The sequence below is a fragment of the Lentzea flava genome (assembly GCF_014648475.1).
In the GTDB taxonomy this organism is placed as follows: Bacteria; Actinomycetota; Actinomycetes; order Mycobacteriales; family Pseudonocardiaceae; genus Lentzea; species Lentzea flava.
In genome coordinates this window covers 1-26,618 of sequence record NZ_BMRE01000001.1, presented here as the reverse complement: position 1 = coordinate 26,618, position 26,618 = coordinate 1, and the positions used below count along the sequence as shown (strand labels likewise).

The window sequence follows — 26,618 nt, the reverse complement described above, 5'->3', positions numbered from 1 at the left end:
ACGTATCAGGGCGCACGCTTCCCGGCATCCAATCCCGAAAGAGGAGGTCACCATGTACGCGTTGAGTGCCATCGCGGGAGGCGCCGCCACCGTCGCGTCCGCGATCCTCGCCGTTGCGGTCGTGCAGCCGTCCACCACGGTCCCGGACACGATGTGGAGCTACCCCTGGCCCAGCGACACCTTCGTCCTCGTCTGCCTGGTGTACGCGGTGTTCCACGCGCTGGTGCTCGTCGGCGTGCTCGGGTTCGCCCGCAGCGGGGCCGCGGGCACCGGCAGAGCAGCCCGTGCCGGTGGGCTGCTCGCGGTCGCCGGCACGGCGGTGCTGTTCATCGCCGAGCTCGCGTCGATCCTGTACCGCACAGAGCCCCTCAGCGCCACCGGACCGTCGATCGTTGGCGCGATCTTCGGGCTGGGCACCGTGCTCACCGCTCTCGGCATCCTGATGACCGGCGTGACCACGCTGCGCGCCGGGGTGTGGCAGGACTGGCGCCGGTACGTGCCGCTGGTGACCGGTGTCTGGTCGGCGCTGCTGGTCGGGCTGGCGGCCACCTCCGCGCTCGCGATCGGGGTGGGCGTGTACGGGCTGTGCATCCTGGCGCTGGGGGTCGCGCTCCGCACTCCGGCGCCGGCGACGACAGCTCGGATCGCGGCGTGAAACCCGCACTGATCGGCGCGGTCTGCGGCCTGGCATGGGCCGCAGGCCTGCGCGGGCTGATGTCGGAGCTGGCCGGGGTGTCGTCGCACGTTTCCTGGTACGGCACGTTCGGGCAGATCCTTCTGCCCGGCGTGCTGACGGGCGCGTTGCTCGGGTACTCGGTGCGGTCAGGGGACCGGCGGCTGATCATGGCGCCGTTGTTGTTCGCGGTCGCCGTCTTCGTGTCGCCGGACGCGTTCAAAGGGCTGCTCTTCGAGGGCGGTATCGGGGGTGGGGCGATCGCGCTGCCGTTGTTCGGCATCGCGGGCGGGTACCTGCTCGCGGGGCGCGGTCCGATGTGGACGCGGGTGCTCGCCGGGGTGGTGGCCGTGGCGCCGGTTCCGTTGTGGCCGTTGACGAACGGCCCGTTCGGGCCCGACTTCGCCGTCACCACCGCGCATGGTGCCTGGGTGGCGTTGTTGCTCTACTCGCTCATCGCGGTTCTCGAGATGGCGTGCGCGATCCCGCTTGCCGGCCGCCGCGTTTCCGCGGCGGCCGGCAATCAGGTCAGGTGATCACCGCTCCCCCGACGACCGGCAGCACCACCTTGCTCACGCCGAGCGACACGTCGATGCCGATGCCGTTGGCCCCGGTGTCCTGGCTGATGTAGCCGCCGTGGTTGGTCACGACCACGATGCCGATGCGGTGACCGGCCGGGATCACGGCGTCCCTGGCGTGCAGCCGCCAGCTGACGTCCGCGGTTGCGTTGGTGGGCAATGGGACCGCTGACTCCAGCGACTCGCGGTTCTTCGCGTCGATGGCACCGCGGGTCAGCAGGGTCGCGGTGACCGCCTGCACCGAGACGTCCGGCGGACGGGCGCATCCGGTGCGGTTGCGCAGGTCGGAACGGGTACACGTCTCGGTCGAGAGCTGGAGCGGCGACCGGTCGGTGAGCACCGGCTGCGTGCTCGGGCCGTAGTCCACGAGCAGCGCGGTGAGCGGGGTCGACGGACGGTTCGAGGCGACCCGCGCGGTCACGCGCACCTCGCCGGACAGCCGGGCGGCCTCCTTCAGCGGCGCCGTCACGTAGACGAGCCGGCGTGAGTCGGTCAGCTCCGGGTTGGCCATCATCGCCGACTCGCTGAGGTTCGCGTTGTCCCCCAACCGTTGGGTCCCGCTGCCCGGCGTGGTGGTCAGCGACCCCGCGAAACCACCGGCCGCCGGGCCGAAGTACAGGGTGGCGTCCTTGGTGCCGGGCTGCGGCCACGCGGTGTGCTGTTCCCAGCTGCCGTCGGGCCGTTGGATGTCGGCCATGGGCTCGCGCATGATGCCGTTGTCGACGCCCTTGAGCCAGTAGTCCATCCACAGGCCCATGACGCGTTGCCACTCGGCCTGGCGGAACGAGATCGGGTCGAGGTGACCGCCGCGGTGCAGCCAGATCTTGCGCGGCACGCCCCGGTCGGCGAGGTTCTGCCACCAGCGGCCGAACTGCGAGGGCTTGACGTTCCAGTCGGCCTGGCCGTGCACGACGAAGACCGACGCGGACACGTTCTGCACCGTCTGCCGGTAGTCGCGGGCCTTCCAGAAGGCCGTGTAGTCGTAGGACTCGTCGCCGTCCTCGCGGGCCAGCCGGTCGAGCACCGGCTTGCACTTCGCCTTCTGCGCCGCGCTGATCACGTAGTTGGCGAGGTAGGTCGGGTAGTCCTTCGCGTGCGCGCCGCGGTAGCCGATGCCCTGGTCGCGGGAGTACTCGTACCAGCTGGAGATCGCCGCGATCGGCACGATCGTCTTGACGCCGGGGATGCCCGCGGCCGCGGCGGCGTTGGGCAGGGTTCCGTTGTAGGACACGCCGAGCATGCCGACGTTGCCCGTGCTCCAACCGGCGACCGCGGGCCTGCCGTCGGCGTAGAAGGCCTTCGCCCGGCCGTTGAGCCAGTCGACGACCGCGCGGACGCTCGCCGTGTCCTCCGGTCCGCCGGTCGTCGGGCAGCCGGTCGAGCGCGAGGTGCCTTGCATCTCCACCTCGACGACGGCGTAGCCGCGCGGTACGAAGTACTCGTCGTACCAGCGTTTGAAGCCGCGCGGCACGGTGGCCGCCATCTCCGCGCCCAGCCCGTAGTAGGGGCTGGCCTCCATCACGACCGGCACCTTCCCGGCCGTGTCCGGACGCATCACGTCCGCGGCGATCCGGTCGGGTTGACCGTCCGCGTCACTGTCCGTTGTGGACTCCACGTACACCGTCTCGGTGATCGCGGCCGCAGCCGCGTGGGAGACGGGCGTGGTGATCGTCGCGGCCGTGAGCAGGGCGGCCGCGACGAGAATGACCCTTCGCATGAGTTCCTCCGTCGGAGGGCCCGATGCAGCAGCAGGGATACAACGGATCGGGCCCTGTCAACGGATCTCACCGAAGCCGGCGGTGTCGCCGGTACGGCCGAAAGGTCTGAACAATTACCGGTTTCAGGCGGCGACGAGCTCCTTCTCCCGGTCCGGGGTGGTCACCTTGGGCTTCTTGTTCGGCAGCGAGAGGCGGAAGACCTTGCGCCACGCGGAGAAGACCTGCTTGGGCAGGGAGCCGCTGACGTACTGCAGCTCGTACTTGTCGAACAGCGCGCGCACCTTCACCGCGACCTCGGCGTAGCGGTTGCTCGGCAGGTCCGGGAACAGGTGGTGCTCGATCTGGTGCGACAGGTTGCCCGTCATGATGTGCATGAGCTTGCTGCCGCTGATGTTCGCCGAGCCCATCATCTGCCGCAGGTACCACTCGCCGCGCGTCTCGCCCTCGATGGAGCGGCGCTCGAAGACCTGCACGCCCTCGGGGAAGTGCCCGCACATGATCACCGAGTGCGACCACAGGTTGCGGACCAGGTTCGCGGTGAACGTGGCGGCGAGCGTGGTGAGGAACGAGGGGCCCGACAGCAGCGGGTGGATCACGTAGTCCTTGAGGACCTGCTTGCGGATCTTGCGGCCGACGGCCTTGGCCCGCGCGCGGAACTCGGGGTTCTTGCGGCGGCGCTTGTGCAGGTTCTTGCCCAGTTCGAGGTCGTAGGCGGCGATGCCGTACTCGAAGAAGCAGGCGTTGACGAAGTTCCACAGCGGCTGGCCGAGGTGCATCGGGTGCCACTTCTGGTCCTCGTCGACGCGCATGATGCCGTAGCCGAGGTCGTTGTCCTTGCCGATCACGTTGGTGTACGTGTGGTGCAGCTCGTTGTGCGAGTGCTTCCACTGGTCGGCGGGCGAGACGTGGTCCCACTCCCAGGTGGTGGAGTGGATCTTCGGGTCGCGCATCCAGTCCCACTGGCCGTGCAGGACGTTGTGGCCGATCTCCATGTTCTCGAGGATCTTCGCCACGGACAGGCCGGCGGTGCCGATCAGCCACGCGGGCGGGAAGATCGAGAACAGCAGCACGCCCCTGCTGGCCAGCTCGAGCTTGCGCTGCACCGAGATGACCTTGCGGATGTAGGCGGCGTCCTTCTCACCGCGGCTCGCGATCACCTCGTCGCGGATCGCGTCGAGTTCGCGGCCCAGCTCCTCGATCTGCTCGGCGGTCAGGTGGGCGGTGGGGTCGATGGCGGTCATGAAGCTCGCTTTCGCGGGAAGAGTCGGGGGTGAGGGGGTGCCCGCGGGCGGGGCTAACGTTCGAGTTCGCAGGGGCCCGCAGCGGCGGACACGCAGGTCTGGACGAGGACACCGGGCTCGGCCTCGGTGATCTCGCCGGTGCGCAGGTCGCGGACGGCGCCCGCCTTGAGCGGCGTGACGCAGCCGAAACAGATGCCCATGCGGCAACCGGACGGCATCAGCACACCGGCGTCCTCGCCGACGTCCAGCAACGGGGTGGCGCCGTCGGCCTCGACGGTCTTGCCGGTGGTGCTGAACGTGACCTCGCCACCGTCACCGGCGACGACGACGCTGGGGCGGAACCGTTCGGTGTGCAGGCGGTCGGCCAGGCCGTTGGCGGCCCAGTGCTCCTCGGCGGCGTCGAGCAGGCCCGCGGGACCGCAGGCCCAGGTCTCGCGCTCGGCCCAGTCGGGCACCAGCTCGTGCAGGCGGGTGACGTCGAGCATGCCGTCGGTGTCGGTGTGCAGCTCGACGAGCCGCAGCTTCTCGTCCGCGACCAGGTCGTGGAGGTCGTTGCGGAAGATCACGTCTTCCTCGCGCGGCGCGGAGTGGACCATCACGACGTCGTCCAAGTCGGCGTCGCGCAGCATGCCCATCGCGGGGGTGATGCCGCTGCCCGCCGTCAGGTAGAGCACCTTGGCGGGCTTGGTCTCCGGCAGCACGAACTCGCCGCAGGCCTGGTCGAGCTGGATCACCGTGCCGGGCTTGGCCCTGCGGACCAGGTGGTTGCTGACCTTGCCGTCCGGGATGGCCTTCACCGTGATGGTGATGCGGCCGTCGGCCCTGTTCGCGGGCGACGTCACCGAGTAGGCACGCCACAGGCGCACGCCGTCGACGTCGATCCCGATCCTGATGTACTGGCCGGCCCGGTGGCCGCGCCAGCCTCGTCCCGGCCTGATCACGATGGTCGCGGCGTCCGCGGTCTCGGGGTGCACGGCCTCGATGCGGCCGCGCAGGTCCGCGCCCGCACGCAGCGGGCTGACCAGGTCGAGGTAGTCCGACGGCAGCAGCGGCGTCGTGACCAGTTCCAGCAGTTTCCACGCCCTGCTGCGGAGGGCGGCACTCGTCATGACTCCAGCTTGATGCGCCTCAGGGCGTAAAGTCCTGTCCGCAGGACGTGAATCTGTCCGGCTGGATTGTTCGCAGGGAACAAAACGTGAGTCACGCAATGCGGAGGGCCACCGAATTGGCCCTGGATGAGACGACGGTCACCGCTCTGAGGGCGGCGTTGAAGACCACCGCCGACGAGGTCGTCGAGGCCATCATCGACGAGGTGCCGAGCTACGCCAACGCCCTGTCCGGACGCATGGGTGGCACCATCCGCCGCGCCGTCCGCACGGCGCTGGGACACTACCTCGACCTGGCAGGCGGCATCGCCACCGGCGGCGACGCGGGCGACGCGGCCTACGAGCTCGGCCGCGGTGAAGTCCGCGACGGCCGTTCGATGGACGCCCTGCTCAGCGCCTACCGCGTGGGCGCACGCGTGGCGTGGCGGGGCCTGGCCGCGGGCGCGGTGGCAGCGGGCCTCCCGGCGGAGGAGGTGGCGAAGTTCGCCGAGCTGACCTTCGCCTACATCGACGAGCTCTCCGCCGCGAGCGCGGCGGGCCACGCCGACGAACTGGCCGCACGCGGCCTCGCCCACGAGCGCCATCTCGAACAGCTGGCCCGCGACCTCCTCGCGGGCGCGAGCGCGGAGGTGCTCCTCGCCGCCGCCCAGCGCGCCGGGTGGCAGCCACCCACGTCGCTGACCGCCGTCCTGCTCCCCGCCGCCCAGGCCCGGCCCGCCTACCGCTCGCTCGACCCCAGCACCCTGGTGCTCGACGACCTGCCGGAGGCGCTCGGGGTGCTGCTGGTGCCCGACGCCGACCGCGCCCACCTGCTGCGCCAGCTGACCGGCCGCACCGCCGTCGTCGGCCCGGCTCGTCCGTGGACGCGTGTGTCCGCGTCGTACGCACGGGCCGTGCGCGCGCGTTCCCTCTCCCCCGACATCCGCGACACCGAGGACCACCTGCCGGAGCTGGTGCTGAGCGCCGACGTCGACGCGTTCGCGGATCTGCGCGCCCGCGCTCTGGCACCGTTGCGGGCACTGCCCGCCGGCACCGCTCGCCGGCTGGAGGAGACGTTGCGGGCGTGGCTGTTGCACCAGGGACGACGCGAGGAGGTGGCGACGACGTTGTTCGTGCACCCCCAGACCGTGCGGTACCGGATGTCGCAGCTGCGGGAGCTGTTCCCGGATCTCGGGTCGCCCCAGCGCATTCTGGAGCTCACCCTCGCGGTCGGGCTTCCCGCCCGCTGATCGGCAAGGAGGCGCGGATGGACGACGTGCGGGTCGAGACGACCGGCACCACCACGGTGATCTGGCTGAACCGCCCCGATCGGCGCAACGCGGTGGACGGCCCGATGGCCCGCCGGCTGTGCGACGCCTTTCTGGCGTTCGAGGCGGACGAAAGCCAGCGCGTGGCGGTGCTCGCCGGTGCGGGCGGCACGTTCTGCGCGGGCGCGGACCTCACCTCCGTCAGCGACCCGGCCCGGCGCAACGATCTCGACCCCGACGGCGCGGGGCCGATGGGACCGTCCCGGTTGCGGCTGAGCAAGCCACTGATCGCGGCCGTGAGCGGGTACGCGGTGGCGGGCGGGCTGGAGCTGGCGCTGCTCGCCGACCTGCGGGTGGTGGAGAGCGACGCTGTGTTCGGGGTGTTCTGCCGGCGCTGGGGTGTGCCGCTGATCGACGGCGGCACCGTCCGGCTGCCCAGGATCGTGGGTCTCGGCCGGGCGTTGGACCTGATCCTCACCGGCCGTCCGGTGCACGCGGACGAGGCGCTCGCGATGGGGCTGGCCAACCGCGTCGTGGAGCCGGGGCAGGCCGTGCCCGCCGCGCTGGAGCTGGCCGAGCAGATCGCCGGGTTCCCGTTCGAGTGCGTGCTCGCGGATCGGGCGTCGGCCTACGCGGGTCTCGACTTGCCGCTGGCGGAGGCGTTGAGGGCCGAGGGCGCGGCGGGGGTGCCGATCGTGCAGCGGGAAGGTGCCGACGGTGCCGCTCGGTTCGCGGCCGGAGCGGGCAGGCACGGTCAGTTCGAGAGCTAGTGCCGCTGCGTCTTTCCCGGACAAGTGTCCGCTACGCTGACGATATGCCCCGTCCGGACACCGGCCCCGACTTCATCGAGGCGCTCGCCCGCGGGCTGGACGTGATCCGCGCGTTCCAGCCCCGGCGCCCGGTGATGACGCTGAGCGAGGTCGCCGCGGCCACCGGGCTCGCACGGCCGACCGCGCGGCGGATCCTGCTCACGCTCACCGAGCTCGGTTACGCGCGGCAGGACGAGGACGGGTTCGCACTCACGCCGCGCGTGCTCGAGCTGGGCGTCGCCTACGTCCGGTCGACCGGGCTGTGGGAGGTCGCGCGGCCGCACATGGAACGGCTCTGCGCGCGCACCAACGAGTCGGTGTCGATCGCCCAGCTCGACGGGTCGGACATCGTGTACGTGGCGCGCGTGGCGGTGCCGAAGATCGTCACCTTGTCGGTGCAGATCGGCACGAAGTTCCCTGCATTGCAGACGTCGCTGGGCAAGGTCCAGCTCGCCGCGCTGCCGCCGGAGGAGCTGGAGGCGGTGCTCGCGCAGCCGACGCGGTCGGGGCTGACGCCGCGGTGGCAGCCGGACGCGGCCGAGCGCAACGCGGAGCTGCGGGACGTGCGGGCCCGCGGGTGGGCGTTGACGGACCAGCAGCTGGCGCCGGGCATCCGGTCGATCGCGGCACCCCTGCGCGACGGCGAGGGCAGGGTCATCGCCGGGCTCAACGTCAACTGTCACGCGGCCGAGACGTCGATCGAGCACATGGTCGAGCACCACCTGCCGTTGCTGCTGCAGACCGCGGGCGACATCAGCGCCGACTTCGCCCGGCTCGCGGACGTGCCGCACGTCGTCGTCGCCTGAGCGGGGTTGACGCCCGGCCGGCGAAGGTTGAGGATTCAACGGACACCTGTCCGCATGCCGGTCGAGGAGGTCCCCGATGGTCGGCGAACGACGTCCTGCTGTCCTGCGAAACGACACGGTCCTGACGATGGACGGCCAGAAGAGGATCCTCACCGGCCACGACGTCCTGGTGGTCGACGACAGGATCGCCGCGATCGGGCCGGGGCTGCAGGTGCCGGAGGGCACCGAGGAAATCGACGCGACCGGTGGCATCGTGATGCCGGGCATGATCGACACGCACCGGCACATGTGGCAGACCGCGATGCGCGGGTACGGCGCCGACTGGACGCTCACGCAGTACTTCGTCTGGTACTACCTCGAGTGGGGCAAGGTCTTCCGGCCCGAGGACATCCACGCGGGCAACCTGCTCGGCGCCGCCGAGGCACTCGACGCCGGCGTCACCACGACCGTCGACTGGTCGCACGGCCTGCAGACCACCGACCACGCCGACGCCGCCGTCGACGCGTTGCAGGCGGTGCCCGGCCGGTTCGTGCTGGCCTACGGCAACATCCAGGACTCCCCGGCGTCGTGGACGGCCAAGCCGGAGTTCCGCGACTTCGTGAACCGCCGCATCACCGGCGACGACATGCTCGGCTTCCAGCTCGCGTTCGACGTCACCGGCGACCCGGCGTTCCCGGAGAAGCCCGCGTTCGAGGTCGCCCGTGAGCTCGGCGTCCCCGTCACCACCCATGCGGGCGTGTGGGGCGCGACGAACGACGACGGCATCAGGCTGATGTACGACAACGGGTTCATGACCCCGCAGTCGATCTACGTGCACGCCGCGACGCTGTCCGCCGACTCGTACCACCGCATCGCCGCGACCGGCGGATCGATCTCCGTGTCGACCGAGAGCGAGCAGAGCGCCGGCCAGGGCTACCCGCCCACCTGGGCGATCCGGGCCCACGGCATCCCGGTGTCGCTGTCGATGGACACGTCGGTGTGGTGGAGCGGTGACCTGTTCTCCGCGATGCGCTCGACGCTGGGCGCCGACCGGGCGAGAGAACACATGGCCGCACACGCTCGCAACGACACCGTCACGCACTCGTCGCTGCGAGCCGAGCACGTCGTGGAGTGGGCGACGGTCGGCGGCGCGAAAGCGTTGGGACGCGACGACCTCGGCAGCGTCGAGATCGGCAAGAAGGCCGACATCGTGCTGCTGCGCAACGAGAACTCACCGGTGATGTTCCCCGTGTTGAACCCGTACGGGCACGTGGCGTTCCAGGCGCAACGGTCCGATGTGGACACCGTGATCGTCGACGGCAGGATCGTCAAACGCGACCACCGGCTCGTCGGTGTCGATCTCAAGGCCATCCGCCGGCAGGTCGAACAGACCGTCGAGCACCTGCGCGGCCAGCTCGGCGAGGAGGCGTGGGAGAAGGGCATGAACCCCGACATCCCGACCACGAAAGTGCTGGACAACCCCTACACCTACACCGAGTACCGCGGCGACACGAGGACGTCCGTCTGATGCCGGGAGGACCGCTCGAAGGCCTGCTCGTCGCCGACTTCTCCCGTGTGCTCGCGGGACCGTACGCGACAATGCTGCTGGCCGACCTGGGCGCGACGGTCGTGAAGGTCGAAGGCCCTCAGGGAGACGAGACCCGCACGTGGATGCCGCCCGTGCGCGACGACGTCTCGACCTACTACCTCGGCATCAACCGCGGCAAGCGGTCCATCGCGCTCGACCTGCGCGACCCCGCCGACGCCGAACTGGGCCGCGAGCTGGCCAGGCGCGCGGACGTGCTGATCGAGAACTTCAAACCCGGCGGCCTCGCGAAGTACGGCCTCGACCACCCGAACGTCAGTGCCTCGAACCCGCGGGTGATCTACGCGTCGATCACCGGGTTCGGTTCGGGCGACGGCCGGCACGTGCCCGGCTACGACCTGATGGTGCAGGCGATCTCCGGCCTGATGAGCCTCACCGGCGACCCCGACGGACCGCCGTACCGCGCGGGCATCTCGGTGTTCGACGTCATGGCGGGCAACCACGCGGTGATCGGCATCCTCGCGGCACTGCGGCACCGCGACGCGACGGGCCGGGGCCAGCTCGTCGAGGTCAACCTGCTGTCGTCGGCGCTGACCGGCCTGGTGAACCACAGCTCGGCATACGTCGCGGGCGGCGTCGTGCCGTTCCGCATGGGCAACGCGCACCCCAGCGTGTTCCCCTACGAGCCGCTGCCCACCGCCGACAACGACCTGATCGTCGCGGCCGCGAACGACGGCCAGTTCCGCAAGCTCTGCGAGGTGCTCGGGCTGCCGGACGTGCCGGACGACCCGCGGTTCGCGCGCAACGCCGACCGCACCCGCAACCGCGAGGAGCTGCGGCCCGTCCTGGTCGAACGGCTGCGCACCCGCGGCGCCGTCGAGTGGTTCGACCTGCTCGTCGCGGCCGGGGTGCCGTGCGGGCCGATCAACACGATCGACGGCGGGTTCGCGATGGCCGAGCGGTTCGGGCTGGACCCTGTTGTGATGGCCGGGGACGTGCCGACGACCCGGCATCCCATCCGGTTCTCCGAGACTCCGGCGGTGTACGAGTTGCCGCCGCCCGCGCTCGATGAGCACGGTGAGGAGCTGCGGGCGTGGCTGAAGGAGGACGGGCAGGCCGCCGCCGGACCCGGACGAGCACCGACCGCGCACGTCGTTGAGGAGGACCGTGGCTGACCACTACGACACCGCGCTCGGTGCCTCGACCCCCGACACGATCACGTTGCTGGGCCACGACCTCGCCACCGACGTGATGGGCACCGTCGGCTTCGGCGAGCTGGCGTTCTGGCTGGCCACGCAACGCAGGCCCAGCCCCGGCCAGACCCGGCTGTTCGAGGCCGTGCTGGCGGCCCTGGCCGACCACGGGTTCACCCCGACCGCGATCGTCAGCCGCCTCACCTACCTCTCGGCGCCCGACTCGGTGCAGGGCGCGCTCGCGGCCGGGTTGCTGGGCGGCGGTTCCCGGTTCCTCGGCGTCACCGAGGACTGCGGCCGGTTCCTGCACGACGTGCTGGCGACCGCGGATCTTCCCGAGGACGACGACGGCTGGGACGCGCTGGCGCTCGAAACCCTGCGGGTGCAAGGGAAACCGCGCATCCCCGGGCTCGGCCACCACGTGCACAAGAACGGCGACCCGCGCACGCTGCGCCTGTTCCAGATCGCCGCCGAAGAAGGGCTCGTCGGACCGCACCTGTCACTGTTCAAAGCGATCGGGCGGGTTCACCCGCGGGTGCTCGGGAAGACGTTGCCGCTCAACGGCGCCGGGACGTGCGGTGCGGTGCTGGCGGATCTCGGGCTGCCGCTGGAGTTGTTGCGCGGCTTCGCGTTGCTCGCGCGCACCGCCGGGTTGATCGGGCAGCTCGCCGAGGAGCTGCGTCACCCCGTCGCCAACCAGATCTTCCTGTCCGTGGACTCGCACACGCGGTCCGTCGCGCCGCTGGAGGAGTGAGCAATGCAGCTGGTCACCGAGGACAACATCACCGAACTGGCGGTGCGGCGCTGGGCCACCGCGAAGGATCCGCGCACCGCTCAGCTCGTCACCGCGCTCGTCCGGCACCTGCACGACTTCGCCCGCGAGGTCAGGCTCACCGAGGACGAGTGGATGGCCGCGATCAGGTGGCTGACGGCGACCGGGCAGATCAGCGACGACAAGCGCGAGGAGTTCATCCTCGCCTCCGACGTGCTCGGGCTCAGCATGCTCGTGGTGCAGATGAACCACCGGTTCGACCCGCGCGCGACGCCGGCGACGGTGCTCGGGCCGTTTCACATCGACGGCTCGCCCGAGCTGGGGTTCGGCGGCGACATGTCCGACGGCGTGAACGGGACCCCGCTCTACATCACCGGAACCGTTCGTTCGCTCGACGGCGATCCGGTGGCCGCCGTGCTCGACGTGTGGCAGGCCGACGCCGACGGTGCCTACGAGGCGCAGCTGCCCGACGTCGACGAGGCACGGCTGCGGGCGAAGTACCGGGCGCGCGAGGACGGCACGTACTGCGTGCGCACGATCGCGCCGAAGGGGTACTCGATCCCGATGGACGGGCCGGTCGGCGAGCTGATCGGGCAGACCGGGATCAGCCACTTCCGGCCCGCGCACGTCCACTTCCTCGTCACCGCCGACGGGCACGAGCCGCTGATCACGCACCTGTTCGAGGAAGGCGCCGAGTACCTCGACAGCGACGTCGTCTTCGGCACCAAGCAGGAGCTGGTGGTCGCCTTCGAACCGCACGAGCCCGGTCCCGCCCCGGACGGCGGCACGTGCGAGGTGCCGTGGCTCGAAGCCCGCTACGACTTCGTGTTGCAGCCGTGCGCGCCGCGGTGATCGATCAGCTCGGTCAGCCGCCGGCGGTGGCCGACCGGGACAAGCCCGTGGTCCCTGCGGACCACGTGGTGCTCGACGTGCTGGCCGCGCCGATCACGCCGTTGGACCTGTTGTGCGCCACGGGAACCTCGTACTTCGGCTCGCCGAGTACGCCGTATGTGCCTGGCGTGCAAGGGATCGGCACGGTCGACGGGCGTGCGGTGTGGTTCCCGACCGTCGCGGGGATGGCCGCGGGTGACGGCAGCATGGCGGAGAAGGCGGTGGCGCGGCAGGAAGATCTGGTGTTCCTGCCCGACGACGTGTCGCCGGTCGCGATGGCCGCGCTCGGGCTTTCGGCCGTCGCCGCGCACATGGCGTTGACGTGGCGAGGAGAGCTCGCTCCCGGCGAGTGCGTGATCGTGCTCGGCTGTGGTGCGGTCGGGCAGGCCGCGATCCAGCTCGCCCGTGCCGCGGGAGCCGGGCGCGTCGTCGCGGCGGCACGGTCGGAGCAGGCCCGTGAACGCGCGAAGCGAGCGGGTGCCGACGCCGTGATCGCCCTCGACGCCGACGGCCTCGCCGAGCGGTTCCGCGCGGCCGCGCCGGACGCCGACCTCGTTCTCGACCCGCTCTTCGGTCCTCCCGCGGCCGCTGCCGCGCAGGCACTGCGGCCCGGTGGGCGATGGGTGAACCTCGGCAGCTCCGCGGGTGAGACCTGCCCGATCACGTCGTCGGTGCTGCGCAGCCGGTCGTTGCGGTTGTCCGGCTACACCAACAACGAACTGAGCCCGCAGCAGCGCGCTGAAGCCATCTCGGCCGTCGCCCACCTGGCGGCGCAGGGCGCGCTCACCGTCGATCACGAGGTCGTGCCACTGGCCGATGTCGCCGACGCGTGGCGCCGCCAGTCCGAAGGCGCCACGCGCGGGCGGGTCGTGCTCGTGCCGTGAGGATCAGCGGCAGGTCCAGCGAGCCGGTTTCGTCACGTCGATCCCGGCGATGACACCGGTGGCGCCCACGGCCTCGGCGGAGGACCCGTAGCCGGCACTGGACACCGGCAGCTTCGCCACGAGCGTGGTGCCCTGCCACACGACCGGCGTGTAGTTGCCGTCGTCGAGGTAGCCGATGGCGAGCCCGTCGTCGTTGACCGCCTCGACGTACCCGTTGACGGAGAACTTCTCCAACGCTCCCGTCGCCTCGGTCCACTTCCACGACTCGTGGTAGCTGCTGAAGATCACGCCGTCGCGGCTCAGACCGCGCGGCCGCAGCGAGTAGTCCACCTTCGGCAGCTTGGTGAGCGCACCGTTGCGCCACAGGAAGACCCCGTCGTACGAGTCGAGCAGCACGGTGCCGTCCTCGCCCAGGGCGACCGCCGTGACGGACCGCGCCTCCGCCGGCCTGATGACCTCCGGCGCGCTGCCGTCACCGCGCCACAGGACCGCGGCCCAGTCGGACGTGCCCTCCGGGGTGGCCCTGGCGAGCACGTCGCCCCGGTCGTTGATGTCCTCGACGAGCCACACCTCGGCCCCGGCGGGAGCGGGCAGCTCGCGATATCCGGCGCCGGGCGTGTGCGTTGTCGCGACATACCGTCCGTCGTCGTGGTAGGCGCCTCCGATCACCACACCGGAGGCGTTCACCGCCGACGGGACGAACTTCTTGACGCCGTCCGGTTTCGGCACGATCTCCATGGCGAAGGTGGTCCACCGCGCCAGCACGCGGTCCTCTCCGCCCGGTGCGTAGAACCCGCTGACGTTGCCCTGGCCGTCCACGCCGGTGATCCGGAGGTTGCTCCAGCTCATGCCGTCCTGGATCGGCAGGGCCTCGCGCTGCCACGTGCAGTCCGCGGCGGCGGACGCCACGGGTGTGAGCAGCGCCGTCACGACCGTGGTCGCGACGAACAAGGATTTGACGTGCATCAGTAGTCCCCCCATCGGAGTCCCCATACTCCTGCGGGCCACTATGCACTGTGGTGATCACCCAGCGCCAGCGAATGCGTGCGCCCGGCTCAACGTCACACGTCCCGGCCCGCCCCTTCCGAGGGCACCGCGGTGAACATGCGGGGTGCCACGAACCCGTGCTCCGCAAAGGCTTCCGCTACTGCTGACTCCACCCGCTCCCGGAGCTCCTCCGGCACCAACGCGATCGCCGAACCGCCGAAACCGCCGCCGATCATGCGCGCGCCCAGGGCGCCCGCCTTCTCCGCCGCGTCCGCCGCCACGTCCAGCTCGGCGCAGGACACGCGGTAGTCGTCCCGCAGGCTCGCGTGCGAGCCGCTCAGCAGCGGCCCGATCTCCGCGTACCGCTCCTGCTTCAACAGTTCCACGGTCTTGAGCACGCGGTCGTTCTCCGTGACCACGTGCCGGACCAGCGGCCGCAGCTCCTCCGGCAGGTCTTCGTCTCCGGTCGCGTCCCGCAACGCCGCCACCCCGAGCAGTTCGGCCGCGCGCTCACATCCCTTGCGCCGTTCGCCGTACCCGGACTCGACCAGCGAGTGGCTCACCCGCGTGTCGATCACCAGCACCTCCAGGCCGTGCGACGCGGCGTCGAACGGCACCTGTTCCTGCTTGCCGGTCCGGACGTCCAGGAACAGCACGTGCGCGTCCGTGCAGCACAGCGACGCGGTCTGGTCGAGCAACCCGGTCGGCGCGCCGACGAAGTCGTTCTCCGCCTGCTGCACCCACTTCGCGATGTCGCTTGTGGACGGATGCGCGTCGCCGAGCCCCAGCAGCGCCAGCGCGGTGGCGACCTCCAGCGAGTGCGACGACGACAGCCCCGCTCCGCGCGGCACGTTCCCCGCGACAACCAGGTCGGCCCCACCGCCGACACCCTGCTGCCGCAACACCCACGCCACTCCAGCCGGGTACGCGGCCCATCCCCTCACGGCCTCCGGCGCGAGCTCGGCGAGCCGGACGGGCTCCGCCACGGCGATCTGCCCGTCCTCCTCCACTGACGCGAACGTGATCAGGCCGTCCTCCCGCGGTGCCGCTGCCACCCGGGTCCGATGTGGAATCGCGAACGGCAGCACGAACCCGTCGTTGTAGTCGGTGTGCTCGCCGATGAGGTTCACCCGGCCGGGCGCCGACCACACGCCGGCAGGCGCAACGCCGTGCAGCCGCCGGAACGCCTCAGCCGCGATGTTCGATCCTGTTGAGTTCATGCCGCCCGATCCATTGCCTGCCGCGAAAGTGACGGCGGAGAGCATGACGGACGGCGGGCCGTCTTGACAATGTTGACTGTTGAGCAGAAAAGTTGGATAAAGTCTGGCTCACTCCCCGGCCGTGACCAGCGCGACGGGCCGTTGCCTCGTCGTCACGGCGGCGGTGATCCCGGTCGTCGTCGCCACGACCGCCACCGAGCCGACGACGACGATCGCGAGAAGTGCCCAGGGGACGTCCACCACGGTCACACCGATCGCCTTCCGCACGGCACCACCGATGCCCGCCAGGCCCGCACCGGCCACCACGCAGCCGAGCACGACCCCGATGAGCGCCACCGCGATTGCCTCGGCCACAGCGGATCCGATCACCTGCCGGCGGGTCAGGCCGGTCACCCTGGCGACGGCGAACTCGCGGCGGCGTTCCGCTCCCGCGATCACCGCCGCGTTCACCACAGCCATCAGCGCGTAGAGACCGGCCAGGCCCATCAGGACGGTCAGGATCTCGACATTGCCGTCCTGGGTCTGCCGCGCGCGGGCCGCCGCCCACTCCGGCACCGTCCTGATCTCGCCGAAGCCCTGCCGCCTGATCCGGTCGGCCACGTCGGCCGGGTTCTGGCCGGGCACCACCTGGACGACGGTCTCGGTCGGCGCAGCGGACCACACGTGCCGGGGCAGGGCCGCGCGCGGGAGGAGGAAGCTGTCGCCCGCTTCGAGGGTCTCCGGCAAGCCGCCGACCACGGTGAGCTGCAACGGCTGCCCACCGGCGTCGGCGGCGAGCACCTGCCCCGGGATGATCCCGTCACCGTGCCTGGCAGGGCCGGTGAAGACCGTGGTGCCGGTCAGCGCCGCCAGGTTTCCCGCTGACGGAGGCAGGTGGTGGGTGCGGGCGTAGTCGGCCGGGTCCACCGCGACGATCCCGCTGTAGTACCTCGTCGGGCCTTCGTCCGGCTGCTCCGCCGTGATCGTGATGTCCACCGCGTTCTGCCGGGAGGCGACGGCGACCCCCTCCACCGCGGGCAGGCGTTCCGCCTCCTCACCCGTGGACGTCACCACCAGCTGGGCGTTCACGGACCGCTTCGCCTCCTCGCCACCCGCGGCGGCCAGCGAGCCGAACGTGCCGGACAGCCCCAGCAGCAGCGACACCAGGACGATCAGCGGAGACGCGGTGGCGGCGCTGCGCCGCACCCCCTCCCGCAGGTTCGCCCGCACGAGGCCGCTGGGCAACAGCCAGGCCGTCAACGGCACCACCAGGGGGCTCAGCAAGCTCATCGCGACCGCACCGCACATCGAGATGCCGAGCGCCGCCATCAACGCGCCGATCAGGTTCGTGCCCTGAGCCCACACCACCATGGCGACGGTGCACGCGGCGGCCGACAGGCCGAACAACCACCGCGAGGTGTTCATCACCCTGGCGGCCTTTCCCGTCTCCCGCAACGCTTCCAGCGGCCGGATCCGCGCCGCCCGCAGCGAGGCGGTGAACACCCCGGTCAGTGCCACCCCTACCCCGAGCACACCGGCGGTGATCGCGGCCCACCCCCGCCAGGGCGCGGTGAAGCCGTCCGGCAGCAGACCGATCTCGATCAGCAGCCAGGTCTGGACGTGTTGCGCGACCACCCCGAACGGCACGCCCAGGACGGATCCGACGACGCCCAGCAGCAGGGACTCGGACAGCAGCAGCGCACGCAGCTGGGCACGGCTGCCTCCGGTGAGACGCAGGAGCGCGAGGTCGCGGCGGCGCTGGGCGACGGTGAACCCGAACGTCGAGCTGACGATGAAGACCGCCAGGAACATGGCGAGGAAGGCCGTCATGCCCATCACGGTCGCGGCACCCACGAAGCCCTCGCGGATCTCGTCCTGCTCCTGGCGGGACAGGCCGGGAGGGATCTGCGGGTTTCCGGTGGCGGCCAGCACCAGCATCGAGGCCTGCAGGAGCGCGACGCCGACGGCCACGCTGAGAACGGCTCCCGCGAAGAGCTCCCAGCGTTCGCGGAAGGTGCTGAAGGACATCTGGAACAAAGGTCAGCTCTCCAGCCCGGCCAGGCGCTCGGCCACGTCGTGGGTGGTGGGCCCGGTCAGCCGGTCGACGACGCGACCGTCCGCCAGGAAGATCACCGTGTCGGCGCTGGCCGCGACGGCGGGGTCGTGGGTGACCATGAGGATGGTCTGCCCCGCGGTCCGCACCATGTCGCGCAACAGCGCGAGAACGGTCTTCGCGGAGGCGGAGTCGAGGGCGCCGGTGGGTTCGTCGGCGAAGAGGACGGCAGGCCGGGTGATCATGGCGCGGGCGATGGCCACGCGTTGCTGCTGGCCGCCGGAGAGCTCCTTGGGGCGGTGCGTCGCCCGGTCGGCCAGCCCGACAACGGCCAGCACGGCCCGAACGTCCCTTTTGGACACTCGCAGACCGGCCAGCTTCGCGGGGAACGCGACGTTCTGCTCGGCGGTGAGCGAGCTGATCAGGTTGAACGTCTGGAACACGAAGCCGATCGTGCGGCGGCGCATCGCGGTGAGGACGTTGTCGGGTGCGGCGGTGATGTCGTGGCCCGCCAGCAGGACGCGGCCGCTGGTGACCTGGTCCAGGCCCGCCGCGCAGTGCAGCAGGGTGGACTTGCCGGAGCCCGACGGGCCCATCACCGCGGTCCAGGTGCCCGGTGGGCAAGTGAGGCTGACGTTGTCGAGTGCGGCCACGCCGGTGTTCTTCGAACCGTGGACGCGGGTGACCTGGTGCAGTTGCACGGCTGGATGTGCTGTGTTCATGGCGGGATCAGCCAACCGCGTGCGCTGCGCCGTCGTCACTGTTCGAAACGTCCGAACTTGAGGTGGAGAAACCTCTACCCCGATCGGCAGGCACTACGGTGGTCGGCGTGGGGGTGAGCACCATCTGGGAATCGGCCGGGCAACGCCGGTTCCTCCTGACGTGGTGGCCGTGGCGCGGACTGTCGTACGTGCTGAGCACGCCGGTGGTGTCGGTCCTGGCGGGCGTCCCGCTCGCCGTGCTGTGCCTGCCGTGGGCGTGGCTGGTCGTCAGGCTTGTCGGACCGGAACCGATCACGCTCGGCGAGGTCGTCGGGCTCGGCCTGGCGGGACTGGTGGTCGTGGCCGCGGGCCCGCTGGTGGCGCTGCCGATCGCGCACGTGGAGCGGGTGCGTCTGCGGCTGGTGCACGCCGGCCGGGTGCCCGCGCCCGAGCGGACGCGGTGGTGGCGGTGGTACGGCGAGCCCACGGCCTGGCGCGAGTTCGCCCATCTCGTCGTGGTGGCCGTGGCGGCGCTGCCGAGTGCGGTTCTCGCCGTCACCGCGGTGATGGTCCTGTCGCTGATCATCAGCCCGCTGGTCGTCGCTCCCGGCAGGTCTCTCGCGCTGGGCGTCGGACAAGCGAGCACCACGGCCGAGGCGCTGCCGTACGCGCTGCTGGGCCTTGTGCTGGTGCCGGTCGTTCTGTACCTCGCCGCGGGACTGGCGGGGGCGCAGGCCACCGCGGCCAGAGCGCTGCTCGGGCCGGGCCGTCGGCTGCGGGCCGAGCTGGTCGAGGTCTCGCGGTCGCGGGAACGGCTGGTCACCGCGTTCGAGGCGGAACGGCGGCGGATCGAGCGGGACCTGCACGACGGCGCTCAGCAGCGGCTGGTCAGCCTCATCCTGCAGCTGGGGCTCGCAAAGCTGGAGGTGCCGCCGGACTCCCCCGGCGCCGAGTCCGTGGCCAGCGCGCACGAGCAGGCCAAGCAGTTGCTGACGGAGCTGCGGGAGTTCATCCACGGGATTCACCCACAGGCGTTGTCGGATCTGGGCTTGCCGGCGGCGTTGCGGGAACTCGCGGACCGGTCGGCGACGCCGGTGACCGTCGAGTGCGCCATCGCGGAGCGGCCGTCGAGTGTCGTCGAGGGCGCCGCGTACTTCGTGGTCGCCGAGGCGCTGACCAACGCGGGCAAGCACGGAGAGGCCACCGAGATCCACGTCAGCGCCAGGAGAAGCGGCGACGTGCTCGTCGTCGAGGTCACCGACAACGGTCGGGGTGGCGCGGACGCGGCGCGCGGCAGCGGGCTGACCGGGCTCGCCGACCGCGCGGCGGCCATCGGCGGCACGTTGTCCCTGTCCAGCCCGGTCGGCGGGCCCACCACGGTACGAGCGGAGTTCCCGTGCAGGTGATCAGGACGGTTCTCGCCGAGGACGGCGCGTTGCTGCGGGAGGGGCTCGCGGCGCTGCTCGGCCGGTTCGGGTTCGAGGTGGTGGCGGCCGTCGGGGACGCGGAGGCGCTGATCGCGGCGGTGGAGCGGCACGAGCCCGAGCTCGTCGTCACCGACATCAGGATGCCGCCGGGGTTCTCCGACGAGGGACTGCGGGCGACCGTGCGGCTGCGGCAGACGCGGCCGGAGCTGCGGGTGGTGGTGCTGAGCCAGTTCGTGGAGACCAGTTACGCCTCGGACCTGCTGGACTCCGGCGACGGCACCGGTGTCGGCTACCTGTTGAAGGACCGGGTCGGCGACGTGCGGGAGTTCGTCGCCGTGCTGCACCGGGTCGCGGCGGGCGAGACCGTCGTCGACCCGGAGGTGGTGCGGAAGCTGGTGAAGCGCAGCACCCCGCTGGCGGCGCTGTCGAACCGGGAACGCGAGGTGCTCGGCCTGGTGGCGGAGGGGTACTCCAACGCAGGGATCGCCGAGCACCTCGTCGTGTCCGAGGCGGCGGTGAACAAGCACATCGGCAACATCTTCACCAAACTCGGCTTCACGCCAGGGGAAGACCGCAACCGGCGGGTGCTCGCGACGCTCACCTATTTGCGGGACGGGTCCGCCTCCACGCGATGACGATGAACGCGATCAGGCCGAACAGCGGGATCGTGCTGATGGCCCAGGACAGTCCCATCGGCGGACCTGGCTGATCCATCACCTGGAGGTTCTTCAGCTCACCGGTCGCCGGACCGGCGGGGCCGTCGATGTCGAACCGGAAGGTCCACGTCCCCTGGGCGGGCATGGCGTGGATGTCCAGGCCCCACACCTCCCGCTTGCGCGGATGACGTGCCAGCGGGCTGTCGTCGACCTCCTCCTGACCGTAGAACATGGTCAGCTTGCCCTTCTTGTCCGCGATGCCGTCCTCGGGCGCGAACGTGAAGTCCAGCGACTGCATGGCTTTGACGGGCCACGTGCTGAAGCCAACGGTCAGGTTGTACGGTCCCGCCTGCACTTTCTCGGTGTGGACGATGTTCACCGGCTCGTAGGCCAGCGCCGGGGCGGCGAGACCGAGCAGCAGCGCGGCGGTGCCCAGCAGTCCCAGCAGTGTCTTACGCATGGCTGTTCTCCTTTGCCGGTGCGAGGTGGCGCAGCATGTGCCCGAACCGACGGCCGAGCATCGCGGCGAGGGCCCCGAACGCGGCGGCGAGGACGATGGTGGTGAGGTAACGGGCGTTGACCGGGAACGAGCCTCCGTGCACGAGGACGCGCTGGACCGGCACCAGCGCCGCGATGACCGCACCGCCGACCGCGCCGGGGATCCACACCGGCAGCCTGTGCAGCAGCTCGACCGCCACCGCGACGAAGACCAGGCACATCGGGATCATGTTGGGCAGGCCGGGGATGCCGTCGGCGTAGTCGCGCAACGGCAGGCCCGTCGCGTCCGCGTAGACCTTCGCGGCCCACGGCGAGAACCACCAGAACACGGCCTGCAGCACCGCGACCGACACGCCGACGGCGAGCGCACCGCCCCGCCGGTTCAGCGCGTGAGCGGCCGTGAACAGGATCATCACCGAGAAGAACGCGGTGCCCACGGAGACCGGGTTCGCGAACGCGGCGGGCACGGCGCGCAGGCCGAGCGACGTCACCATGCTGAACACCAGCAGGGCCGCGGACGCCGCGATCACGCCGTAGACACCCCAGCGCTGCTCCCGCGCGACCGCGAAGACCATGACCGCGCCGACCATCGTGATCGAGATCGACAGCAGCAGCCCGATGTGCGGCGGTGAGTCGATCACCGCGTCGAAGCCGTACAGGCCGTGCCACCACTGGTCCCACAGGCCGTACACCAGGAACAGGGCCGCACCGGTGCCGGAGATCAGGTAGCCGACGGGCGCGGCGAACGTGCGGCCGAAGACACCGACCGCGCGGCCGCCGACGATCGGGTCGACGTCCTTGGCGCGCTTGGTGTCCGCGGTCGTCATCAGCACGACCACGAGGCTCGCGAGGCCGGAGACCGCGCTACCCGCGTACAGGAACAGGTGCGGCAGCGTGAAGAACGTGTCCGGACCGACGTCGGAGTGCCACTGGATGTCCCACGTCAGGCCGACGAGCGAGAGCAAGGTGCCGCCGAGCACCAGACCCGCCGGGACCAGTCCTTTCGGGACGGTCCTCGTCGACGGTGCCACCGCCGTGATGTCCACTGGTGATCCTCCCCCTTCAGGTGAGCAGCAGCGGGATGACCACCCGCTCCGCGTTGAGTGACACGGTGATTTCCCATTGCCCGGCCATGAACAGGCCGACGTCGCCGACCCGGTAGTGACCTGGCTCCGACGGCCCCGCGGTGATCGGGGCGATCGCGTGACCCATCTGCGGCATCGCCGGTTCAACGACGACCTCGTCGCCCTGGGCGGGATTTCCCGCACGGTCGGTGATCCGCAGGTCGAACGAGTTGACGCCGCTCCTCGTGCTCGCCGGGGTGAGCACGAACCGGAGCTGCCCGCTCTCGGCGAGGTGCGGCTGCGCCTCGACGCCGCGTGGCCACAGCACGAACAGCGCGCCCGCGACCGCGATCACCGCGGCCAGGGCGACCAGTGCGGAACGCTTCACTTCTCGGAGACCCCCTTCGGCGCGGGAACGTCGACGACGGCGGGCACCGTCACGATCGAGTAGTCCCGTTCGGCCTGAACCCACACGAGGTACTTGCCGGGCAACGGGAACGAGTAGGTGAACGGCACGTCCGGCCCGTACGCGGCGACGCTCTCGTCGGGCTTGTCGGGCAGGCCCGGTGTCGGTGGGATCATCGAGTGCACGTGCGCCAAGATCGGTGCGTTCACCGCGTTGCCGGAGATCGGGCCGACGACGATCATGTGGCCGAGCATGCCGAGCCACGGCTGCAGATCCCGCTCGCCGAAGTCTGCCCTGATCGTGCTCGGCCTGCCCGCTTCCCGGATTTCCGTTGCCAGGGCGGCTCTTCCGTCGTTCGCCTGCGCCGTCGCGGTGCCGGAGACCTCCACGCTCGACCGCAGCAGCTGCACTCCCCCGCCGCGCCGTGCGATCTCCGCCGCGATGGCGTGCGTGCCCTGTTCCGCGTCGCGGAGACGGGCGCGGTACTCGCCCGGCGCCGTGCGGATCGGGTGCAGGTGGCGGAGATGTCCCGCCGGGGACACCACGACGAGGTGGACGAACGCGCTGTCGTGCACCAGCAGGTCGTCGACCGGGCGGCCCGACGACCCGTCGGTCAGGTTCAGCACGAGGTCACCGCCCTTCACCGCGGGCACGAGGTTCACCGGCGGCCTGGAGAAGTCCGTTGTGGACGTGCGCTGGTAGGGGTCGTTGACGTTGTCGTACGTCGGGTCGAGCTGGGTGCCAGGAGCCGCGACGGGCGGAATGCTCGGCGACAGCAACGCCGCCGTGACCCCGACGGCGATCGCGGCGATCATGCCCGCGCTGGGAACGATGGCGAGACCGGGTTTCCCGAACACGGCCAGCAGGAGTGCCACGAACAACAAGACGCCCGCCGCGATGAACCCGCCGTAGGTGGCGTTCTCCCACGGCGACGACACGAGCGCGGGCACGACGAACGGGATTGTCGCCTCGTCGACCGCGAGCTCCCAGGGACCGGGCCGGTCGACCCGCACGACACCGGAGTAGAAGCCGGGCGTGGCACCGAGAACCACCTTCGCGGTGCTCGTCCCGGCACCGGCGGCGCGCGCGGTCAGCGTGATCTCCCCCGGTGGCGAACCGGCGTGCGTCACCACGTCGACGTGCACGGGGCCCGGCACCTCCGCGACCCGCCGGATGATCACCGTCAGGTCGCGGTCGCCGAGCGTCTGCGCGACGTGGACGTCGCCGCCTGCCTGGACGCCGTCGGCCGGCGCGGGAGCCGTGATCCCCAGGATCGCCCCCAGCGTGAACAGCAAGATCGCAGCAGTTCGCTTCATCGCGGTCGAACGTAGCGATCATGACCGGTGGAAGGCGTCACTGCGGCGGCGGAAACCGGGTCCCCCGCGCGGGGGACCTCCGACCCCTGCGAAGCAGGACGAACTCAGGGTCGGGATGCGGCAGGATCCGGGGCGATGTATCCGATCAAGCTGTCACTGAAGAGCCAGTCGTGGCTGGTCGCGGCCACGTGCATGGTCGCGGACGGCGGATTTGTCCTGTTCTCGAACTGCCCGCCGTGGCAGACCGCCGTCGTGCTCGCGATGACGCTGGCCGTGAACGCGATGCTGGCCGGTCCCGCCAAGCTGTCCGGCTGGGTCGCGGTGGCCCAGGCGGCGGTCCCGCTGATCCTGCTCTTCGCCGTGGGCGGGCGGGTCCACGCCAACGAGGCGGGTCTGCTGATCGCGGGCTACCGCGCCGGCGCCTGGCTGCGCGGCGCACCCGCGTACGCCTCGCTCGGTGTGCTCGCGGCGAGCGGGTTCACCTGCTCGATCGTGCTGGGCGGCGACCCGGTGCGCGCGCTGCTCGTGGTGGCGAAGATCGCGGTGCTGCCGTGGCTCGTCGGCCGCTACACCACCGCTCGCCGCGCGTACCTCGCCGAGCTGGAGAAGCGCTCGGCGATGGAGCAGGCGGACGCGAAGGCCGCGGTCGCCAAGGCGGTCACCGAGGAACGCAGCGCGATCGCCCGCGACCTGCACGACGTGATCGTCCACCACGTGAGCGCCATCGGCCTGCACGCCGGCGCCGCCCGCCTCGGCCTGCCCGACGGCAACACCAGCCTCGCGACGTCGTTGCGTTCGGTCGAGACCTCCAGCCGAGCGGCCATGGTGGACCTGCGGCACCTGCTCGACCTCCTGCACGGCGACGGGTCCCCCGGCGCGCGGCAACCGGGCCTGGGCGATCTCGACGAGCTGCTCGACGGAGTGCGCGCGGCGGGCACACCGGCGCGCCTGGAGGTCCGCGGCCGGCAACGCGACCTGCCGGAGTCGTTGGACATCACGGTCTACCGGATCATCCAGGAAATGCTGACCAACGCCCTGCGGCACGGCGATTCGTCGGGTGTCACGGTGACGCTGGAGTACGCGCCGGACTCGCTCACGATCACCTCGTCGAACGCCACGGGATCCGGCAACGGCCACTCCGGTTCCGTGCGGCGCGGCCTGGTCGGCATCCGCAACCGCGCGGGCATGTTCGCCGGCACGACCCGCTCCGGTCTCGACCCGGACGGCCGCACCTGGCGCACGATCGTCACGTTCCCCCTGGAGGTTTCATGACCCTGACGGTGCTGCTCGCCGACGACCACGCGATGCTGCGGTCCGGCATGCGCGCGATCTTCGACACGCAGCCCGACCTGGAGTGCGTGGCCGAGGTCGCCGACGGCAGGGCGGCCGTCGCCGAGGTGGCCAGACTGCGCCCGGACGTCGCCGTGCTCGACATCCGCATGCCCAAGCTGGACGGCCTGGCCGCGACCGAGATGATCCTCGCCGACCCCGCCAACCGCACCAAGGTCCTGCTGCTCACGACCTACGACACCGACGAGTACGTCTACCGCGCCCTCAACGCCGGTGCGAGCGGCTTCCTGCTGAAGTCCCTGCCACCGGAGGAACTGATCTCCGCGCTCCGCGTGGCCGCGCGAGGCGACGCGCTGATCGACCCGTCCGTCACCCAGCGCCTCATCGCGCGGTTCGCCGTGAGCCTCGCCCCTCCCCCGACGCCACCGGAGCTCGACCTGCTGACCGTCCGCGAACGCGAGGTGCTGCAGCTGGTCGCGGCGGCCTACAGCAACGCGGAGATCGCCGCGCAGCTGCACGTGGGCGACGAGACGGTGAAGACCCACGTCTCGCGGGTGCTGGCCAAACTCGGGTTGCGGGATCGGGTGCACGCCGTCGCGTACGCGCACATCAACGGGCTGGTGCAGACGAGGCCACCGGGAGTGCGGTGACGGGTGCCTGCCGGGGGCGAGCCGGTCCGACCCCTCGACGGACCGGTTCGCCCCCGGCCGCATCAGGCGCAGCGGACCTGCTGCTTCACCGGGCCCGCGTAGTGGCGGGGGTTGCCGTCGTCGATCGCCGATCCCGGCAGCGCGGCGGTGCAGGCCGCGACACCGACCTCGGCGGCGGAGGTCGGCATGCCGACGAGCAGCCTCGCCGACGCCGCGCCGCTGGACATCACAAGTTTCCGCATTGCCAGGAATCCCCTCTCGCCGACTCGGGCGAACCAGCGTTCGCCCCAGCCATGTCTACGTGCGGAAGGGTTGTCCCGGAGCCTCCAAATCGTCCGGACAACCCCAGGGGCGGACAACGCGGGTCTTGGACAAACACCAGGTCAGGCAGGTGGACATGGTGGCGTGTAAGGGACATCGGGCAGGTAGGTGCGCCATTCGTGCTCGGTGATCGGGTCGCCGACGCCGGCGCAGATGGCGGCGATGCCCGCGTTCTCGTCGGTGCGCGACAAACGCAGTCTCCTGTCGCCTCCACCGGTGACGAGGACGTCGCCGGACGGGTGGAACGCGACGGTGTTGAGCGGTGAGGTGCCTGCCGACAGGACCGCGACGCGGACGGGGCGCGTCGGATCGGAGATGTTCCACAGCCACGTCGAACCGTCGATGACGCTGGCCGCCAGCAGGTTTCCGCGCGGGTGGAAGGCGAGCTCGAAGATCCGCCCGGCCGGGCCGCTGATCGGCTGCCCGATGCGCGCGGGGGCGGCCGGGTCCGTGACGTCCCAGAGGACCACGACGCTGTCGACGCCCGCGACGGCGAGCACGGTGCCGCCGGGGTTGAACTCGGCGCTGTAGACGTAGCTGTCCATGCCTTCGAGGTCTGCGAGCGTCTGTTCAGCCAGACTCGCTCTCATGCATCCACGCAGGTCAA

Annotated in this window: 26 protein-coding genes and 1 pseudogene; 14 read left to right on the top strand and 13 right to left on the bottom strand. The window is 71.0% G+C overall.

Annotation, left to right across the window (positions count from 1 at the left end; genetic code table 11):
* Positions 1-52 precede the first annotated feature (52 nt).
* Both IEZ09_RS00135 and IEZ09_RS00130 read left to right on the top strand, forming a co-directional pair.
* Positions 53-655 (top strand): hypothetical protein, encoded by a 603-nt coding sequence (locus IEZ09_RS00135; RefSeq protein WP_189251448.1) that lies wholly within the window; start codon positions 53-55, stop codon positions 653-655.
* The gene (locus IEZ09_RS00130) at positions 652-1,209 is read left to right on the top strand and encodes a hypothetical protein (RefSeq protein ID WP_189251447.1); all 558 of its coding nucleotides are present in this window, start codon (positions 652-654) and stop codon (positions 1,207-1,209) included. Before IEZ09_RS00135 ends, IEZ09_RS00130 begins: the two co-directional genes overlap by 4 nt.
* Here IEZ09_RS00130 and IEZ09_RS00125 read toward each other — a convergent pair.
* The 3 genes from IEZ09_RS00125 to IEZ09_RS00115 all read right to left on the bottom strand — a co-directional run bounded on the left by IEZ09_RS00125 (position 1,202) and on the right by IEZ09_RS00115 (position 5,319).
* The gene (locus IEZ09_RS00125) at positions 1,202-2,968 is read right to left on the bottom strand and encodes a CocE/NonD family hydrolase (RefSeq protein WP_189251446.1); all 1,767 of its coding nucleotides are present in this window, start codon (positions 2,966-2,968) and stop codon (positions 1,202-1,204) included. The two genes, IEZ09_RS00130 and IEZ09_RS00125, sit on opposite strands and share 8 nt — an antisense overlap.
* 123 nt (positions 2,969-3,091) lie before the next feature.
* Positions 3,092-4,210, bottom strand: a complete 1,119-nt coding sequence (locus tag IEZ09_RS00120) for a fatty acid desaturase family protein (protein WP_189251445.1) — start codon at positions 4,208-4,210, stop codon at positions 3,092-3,094.
* Positions 4,211-4,263: 53 nt separating this feature from the next.
* The gene (locus IEZ09_RS00115) at positions 4,264-5,319 is read right to left on the bottom strand and encodes a ferredoxin reductase (protein WP_189251444.1); all 1,056 of its coding nucleotides are present in this window, start codon (positions 5,317-5,319) and stop codon (positions 4,264-4,266) included.
* A gap of 116 nt (positions 5,320-5,435) precedes the next feature.
* Between IEZ09_RS00115 and IEZ09_RS00110 the strand changes: the two genes are divergently transcribed.
* The 8 genes from IEZ09_RS00110 (at position 5,436) to IEZ09_RS00075 (ending at position 13,443) form a co-directional block, all read left to right on the top strand.
* A complete protein-coding gene (locus IEZ09_RS00110) occupies positions 5,436-6,545 on the top strand; it encodes a PucR family transcriptional regulator (protein ID WP_229812108.1) in 1,110 nt (369 codons plus the stop codon).
* Positions 6,546-6,562: 17 nt separating this feature from the next.
* The gene (locus IEZ09_RS00105) at positions 6,563-7,333 is read left to right on the top strand and encodes a crotonase/enoyl-CoA hydratase family protein (RefSeq protein ID WP_189251442.1); all 771 of its coding nucleotides are present in this window, start codon (positions 6,563-6,565) and stop codon (positions 7,331-7,333) included.
* Positions 7,334-7,377: 44 nt separating this feature from the next.
* Positions 7,378-8,178, top strand: coding sequence for an IclR family transcriptional regulator domain-containing protein (locus IEZ09_RS00100; RefSeq protein ID WP_189251441.1), 801 nt, complete (start codon positions 7,378-7,380; stop codon positions 8,176-8,178).
* A gap of 76 nt (positions 8,179-8,254) precedes the next feature.
* Positions 8,255-9,685: an amidohydrolase family protein gene (locus tag IEZ09_RS00095; protein WP_189251440.1), complete on the top strand. Its 1,431-nt coding sequence runs from the start codon at positions 8,255-8,257 to the stop codon at positions 9,683-9,685.
* The gene (locus IEZ09_RS00090) at positions 9,685-10,878 is read left to right on the top strand and encodes a CaiB/BaiF CoA transferase family protein (protein WP_189251439.1); all 1,194 of its coding nucleotides are present in this window, start codon (positions 9,685-9,687) and stop codon (positions 10,876-10,878) included. Before IEZ09_RS00095 ends, IEZ09_RS00090 begins: the two co-directional genes overlap by 1 nt.
* Positions 10,871-11,650: a citryl-CoA lyase gene (locus tag IEZ09_RS00085; RefSeq protein ID WP_189251438.1), complete on the top strand. Its 780-nt coding sequence runs from the start codon at positions 10,871-10,873 to the stop codon at positions 11,648-11,650. Before IEZ09_RS00090 ends, IEZ09_RS00085 begins: the two co-directional genes overlap by 8 nt.
* Positions 11,651-11,653: 3 nt before the next feature.
* Entirely contained in the window at positions 11,654-12,520 is an 867-nt protein-coding gene (locus IEZ09_RS00080) for a dioxygenase family protein (RefSeq protein ID WP_189251437.1), read from the top strand.
* On the top strand, positions 12,505-13,443 hold the full coding sequence (locus tag IEZ09_RS00075) for a quinone oxidoreductase family protein (RefSeq protein WP_189251436.1): 939 nt from the start codon (positions 12,505-12,507) through the stop codon (positions 13,441-13,443). The genes IEZ09_RS00080 and IEZ09_RS00075 overlap by 16 nt, the downstream gene beginning before the upstream one ends.
* A gap of 3 nt (positions 13,444-13,446) precedes the next feature.
* Here IEZ09_RS00075 and IEZ09_RS00070 read toward each other — a convergent pair whose 3' ends face one another.
* From IEZ09_RS00070 to IEZ09_RS00055, 4 genes are all read right to left on the bottom strand, one after another.
* Positions 13,447-14,409, bottom strand: coding sequence for a hypothetical protein (locus tag IEZ09_RS00070; RefSeq protein WP_189251435.1), 963 nt, complete (start codon positions 14,407-14,409; stop codon positions 13,447-13,449).
* 95 nt (positions 14,410-14,504) lie between these two features.
* Positions 14,505-15,650, bottom strand: coding sequence for a galactokinase (galK, locus tag IEZ09_RS00065; protein WP_189251434.1), 1,146 nt, complete (start codon positions 15,648-15,650; stop codon positions 14,505-14,507).
* Positions 15,651-15,758: 108 nt separating this feature from the next.
* Complete coding sequence (locus tag IEZ09_RS00060) at positions 15,759-17,657, bottom strand: FtsX-like permease family protein (protein ID WP_229812107.1); 1,899 nt, start codon at positions 17,655-17,657, stop codon at positions 15,759-15,761.
* A gap of 12 nt (positions 17,658-17,669) precedes the next feature.
* Positions 17,670-18,443, bottom strand: coding sequence for an ABC transporter ATP-binding protein (locus tag IEZ09_RS00055; RefSeq protein WP_370467601.1), 774 nt, complete (start codon positions 18,441-18,443; stop codon positions 17,670-17,672).
* A gap of 68 nt (positions 18,444-18,511) precedes the next feature.
* Between IEZ09_RS00055 and IEZ09_RS00050 the strand changes: the two genes are divergently transcribed.
* Complete coding sequence (locus IEZ09_RS00050) at positions 18,512-19,789, top strand: sensor histidine kinase (RefSeq protein ID WP_229812106.1); 1,278 nt, start codon at positions 18,512-18,514, stop codon at positions 19,787-19,789.
* Positions 19,789-20,445: a LuxR C-terminal-related transcriptional regulator gene (locus tag IEZ09_RS00045; protein WP_229812219.1), complete on the top strand. Its 657-nt coding sequence runs from the start codon at positions 19,789-19,791 to the stop codon at positions 20,443-20,445. The genes IEZ09_RS00050 and IEZ09_RS00045 overlap by 1 nt, the downstream gene beginning before the upstream one ends.
* Here IEZ09_RS00045 and IEZ09_RS00040 read toward each other — a convergent pair.
* From IEZ09_RS00040 to IEZ09_RS00025, 4 genes are read right to left on the bottom strand one after another with little or no spacing between them, the layout of a single operon-like run.
* Entirely contained in the window at positions 20,408-20,926 is a 519-nt protein-coding gene (locus IEZ09_RS00040; RefSeq protein WP_189251431.1) for a hypothetical protein, read from the bottom strand. The genes IEZ09_RS00045 and IEZ09_RS00040 overlap by 38 nt on opposite strands.
* Entirely contained in the window at positions 20,919-22,010 is a 1,092-nt protein-coding gene (locus tag IEZ09_RS00035) for a hypothetical protein (protein ID WP_189251430.1), read from the bottom strand. The genes IEZ09_RS00040 and IEZ09_RS00035 overlap by 8 nt, the downstream gene beginning before the upstream one ends.
* A gap of 16 nt (positions 22,011-22,026) precedes the next feature.
* Positions 22,027-22,416: a FixH family protein gene (locus IEZ09_RS00030; protein WP_189251429.1), complete on the bottom strand. Its 390-nt coding sequence runs from the start codon at positions 22,414-22,416 to the stop codon at positions 22,027-22,029.
* A complete protein-coding gene (locus IEZ09_RS00025; protein ID WP_189251428.1) occupies positions 22,413-23,750 on the bottom strand; it encodes a DUF8832 domain-containing protein in 1,338 nt (445 codons plus the stop codon). Before IEZ09_RS00025 ends, IEZ09_RS00030 begins: the two co-directional genes overlap by 4 nt.
* A 135-nt stretch (positions 23,751-23,885) precedes the next feature.
* On the opposite strand from IEZ09_RS00025, the gene IEZ09_RS00020 reads away from it, so the two are divergent.
* Positions 23,886-25,022, top strand: coding sequence for a sensor histidine kinase (locus IEZ09_RS00020; protein ID WP_189251427.1), 1,137 nt, complete (start codon positions 23,886-23,888; stop codon positions 25,020-25,022).
* Positions 25,019-25,690, top strand: coding sequence for a response regulator (locus tag IEZ09_RS00015; protein WP_189251426.1), 672 nt, complete (start codon positions 25,019-25,021; stop codon positions 25,688-25,690). The genes IEZ09_RS00020 and IEZ09_RS00015 overlap by 4 nt, the downstream gene beginning before the upstream one ends.
* Before the next feature lie 62 nt (positions 25,691-25,752).
* Here the strand turns inward: IEZ09_RS00015 and IEZ09_RS00010 are convergent, their stop codons facing one another.
* Together IEZ09_RS00010 and IEZ09_RS00005 are read right to left on the bottom strand one after the other, a co-directional pair.
* Positions 25,753-25,932, bottom strand: a complete 180-nt coding sequence (locus IEZ09_RS00010; RefSeq protein WP_189251425.1) for a hypothetical protein — start codon at positions 25,930-25,932, stop codon at positions 25,753-25,755.
* Between the two features lie 141 nt (positions 25,933-26,073).
* Positions 26,074-26,618, bottom strand: a pseudogene (locus tag IEZ09_RS00005) (WD40 repeat domain-containing protein); the annotation flags it as partial.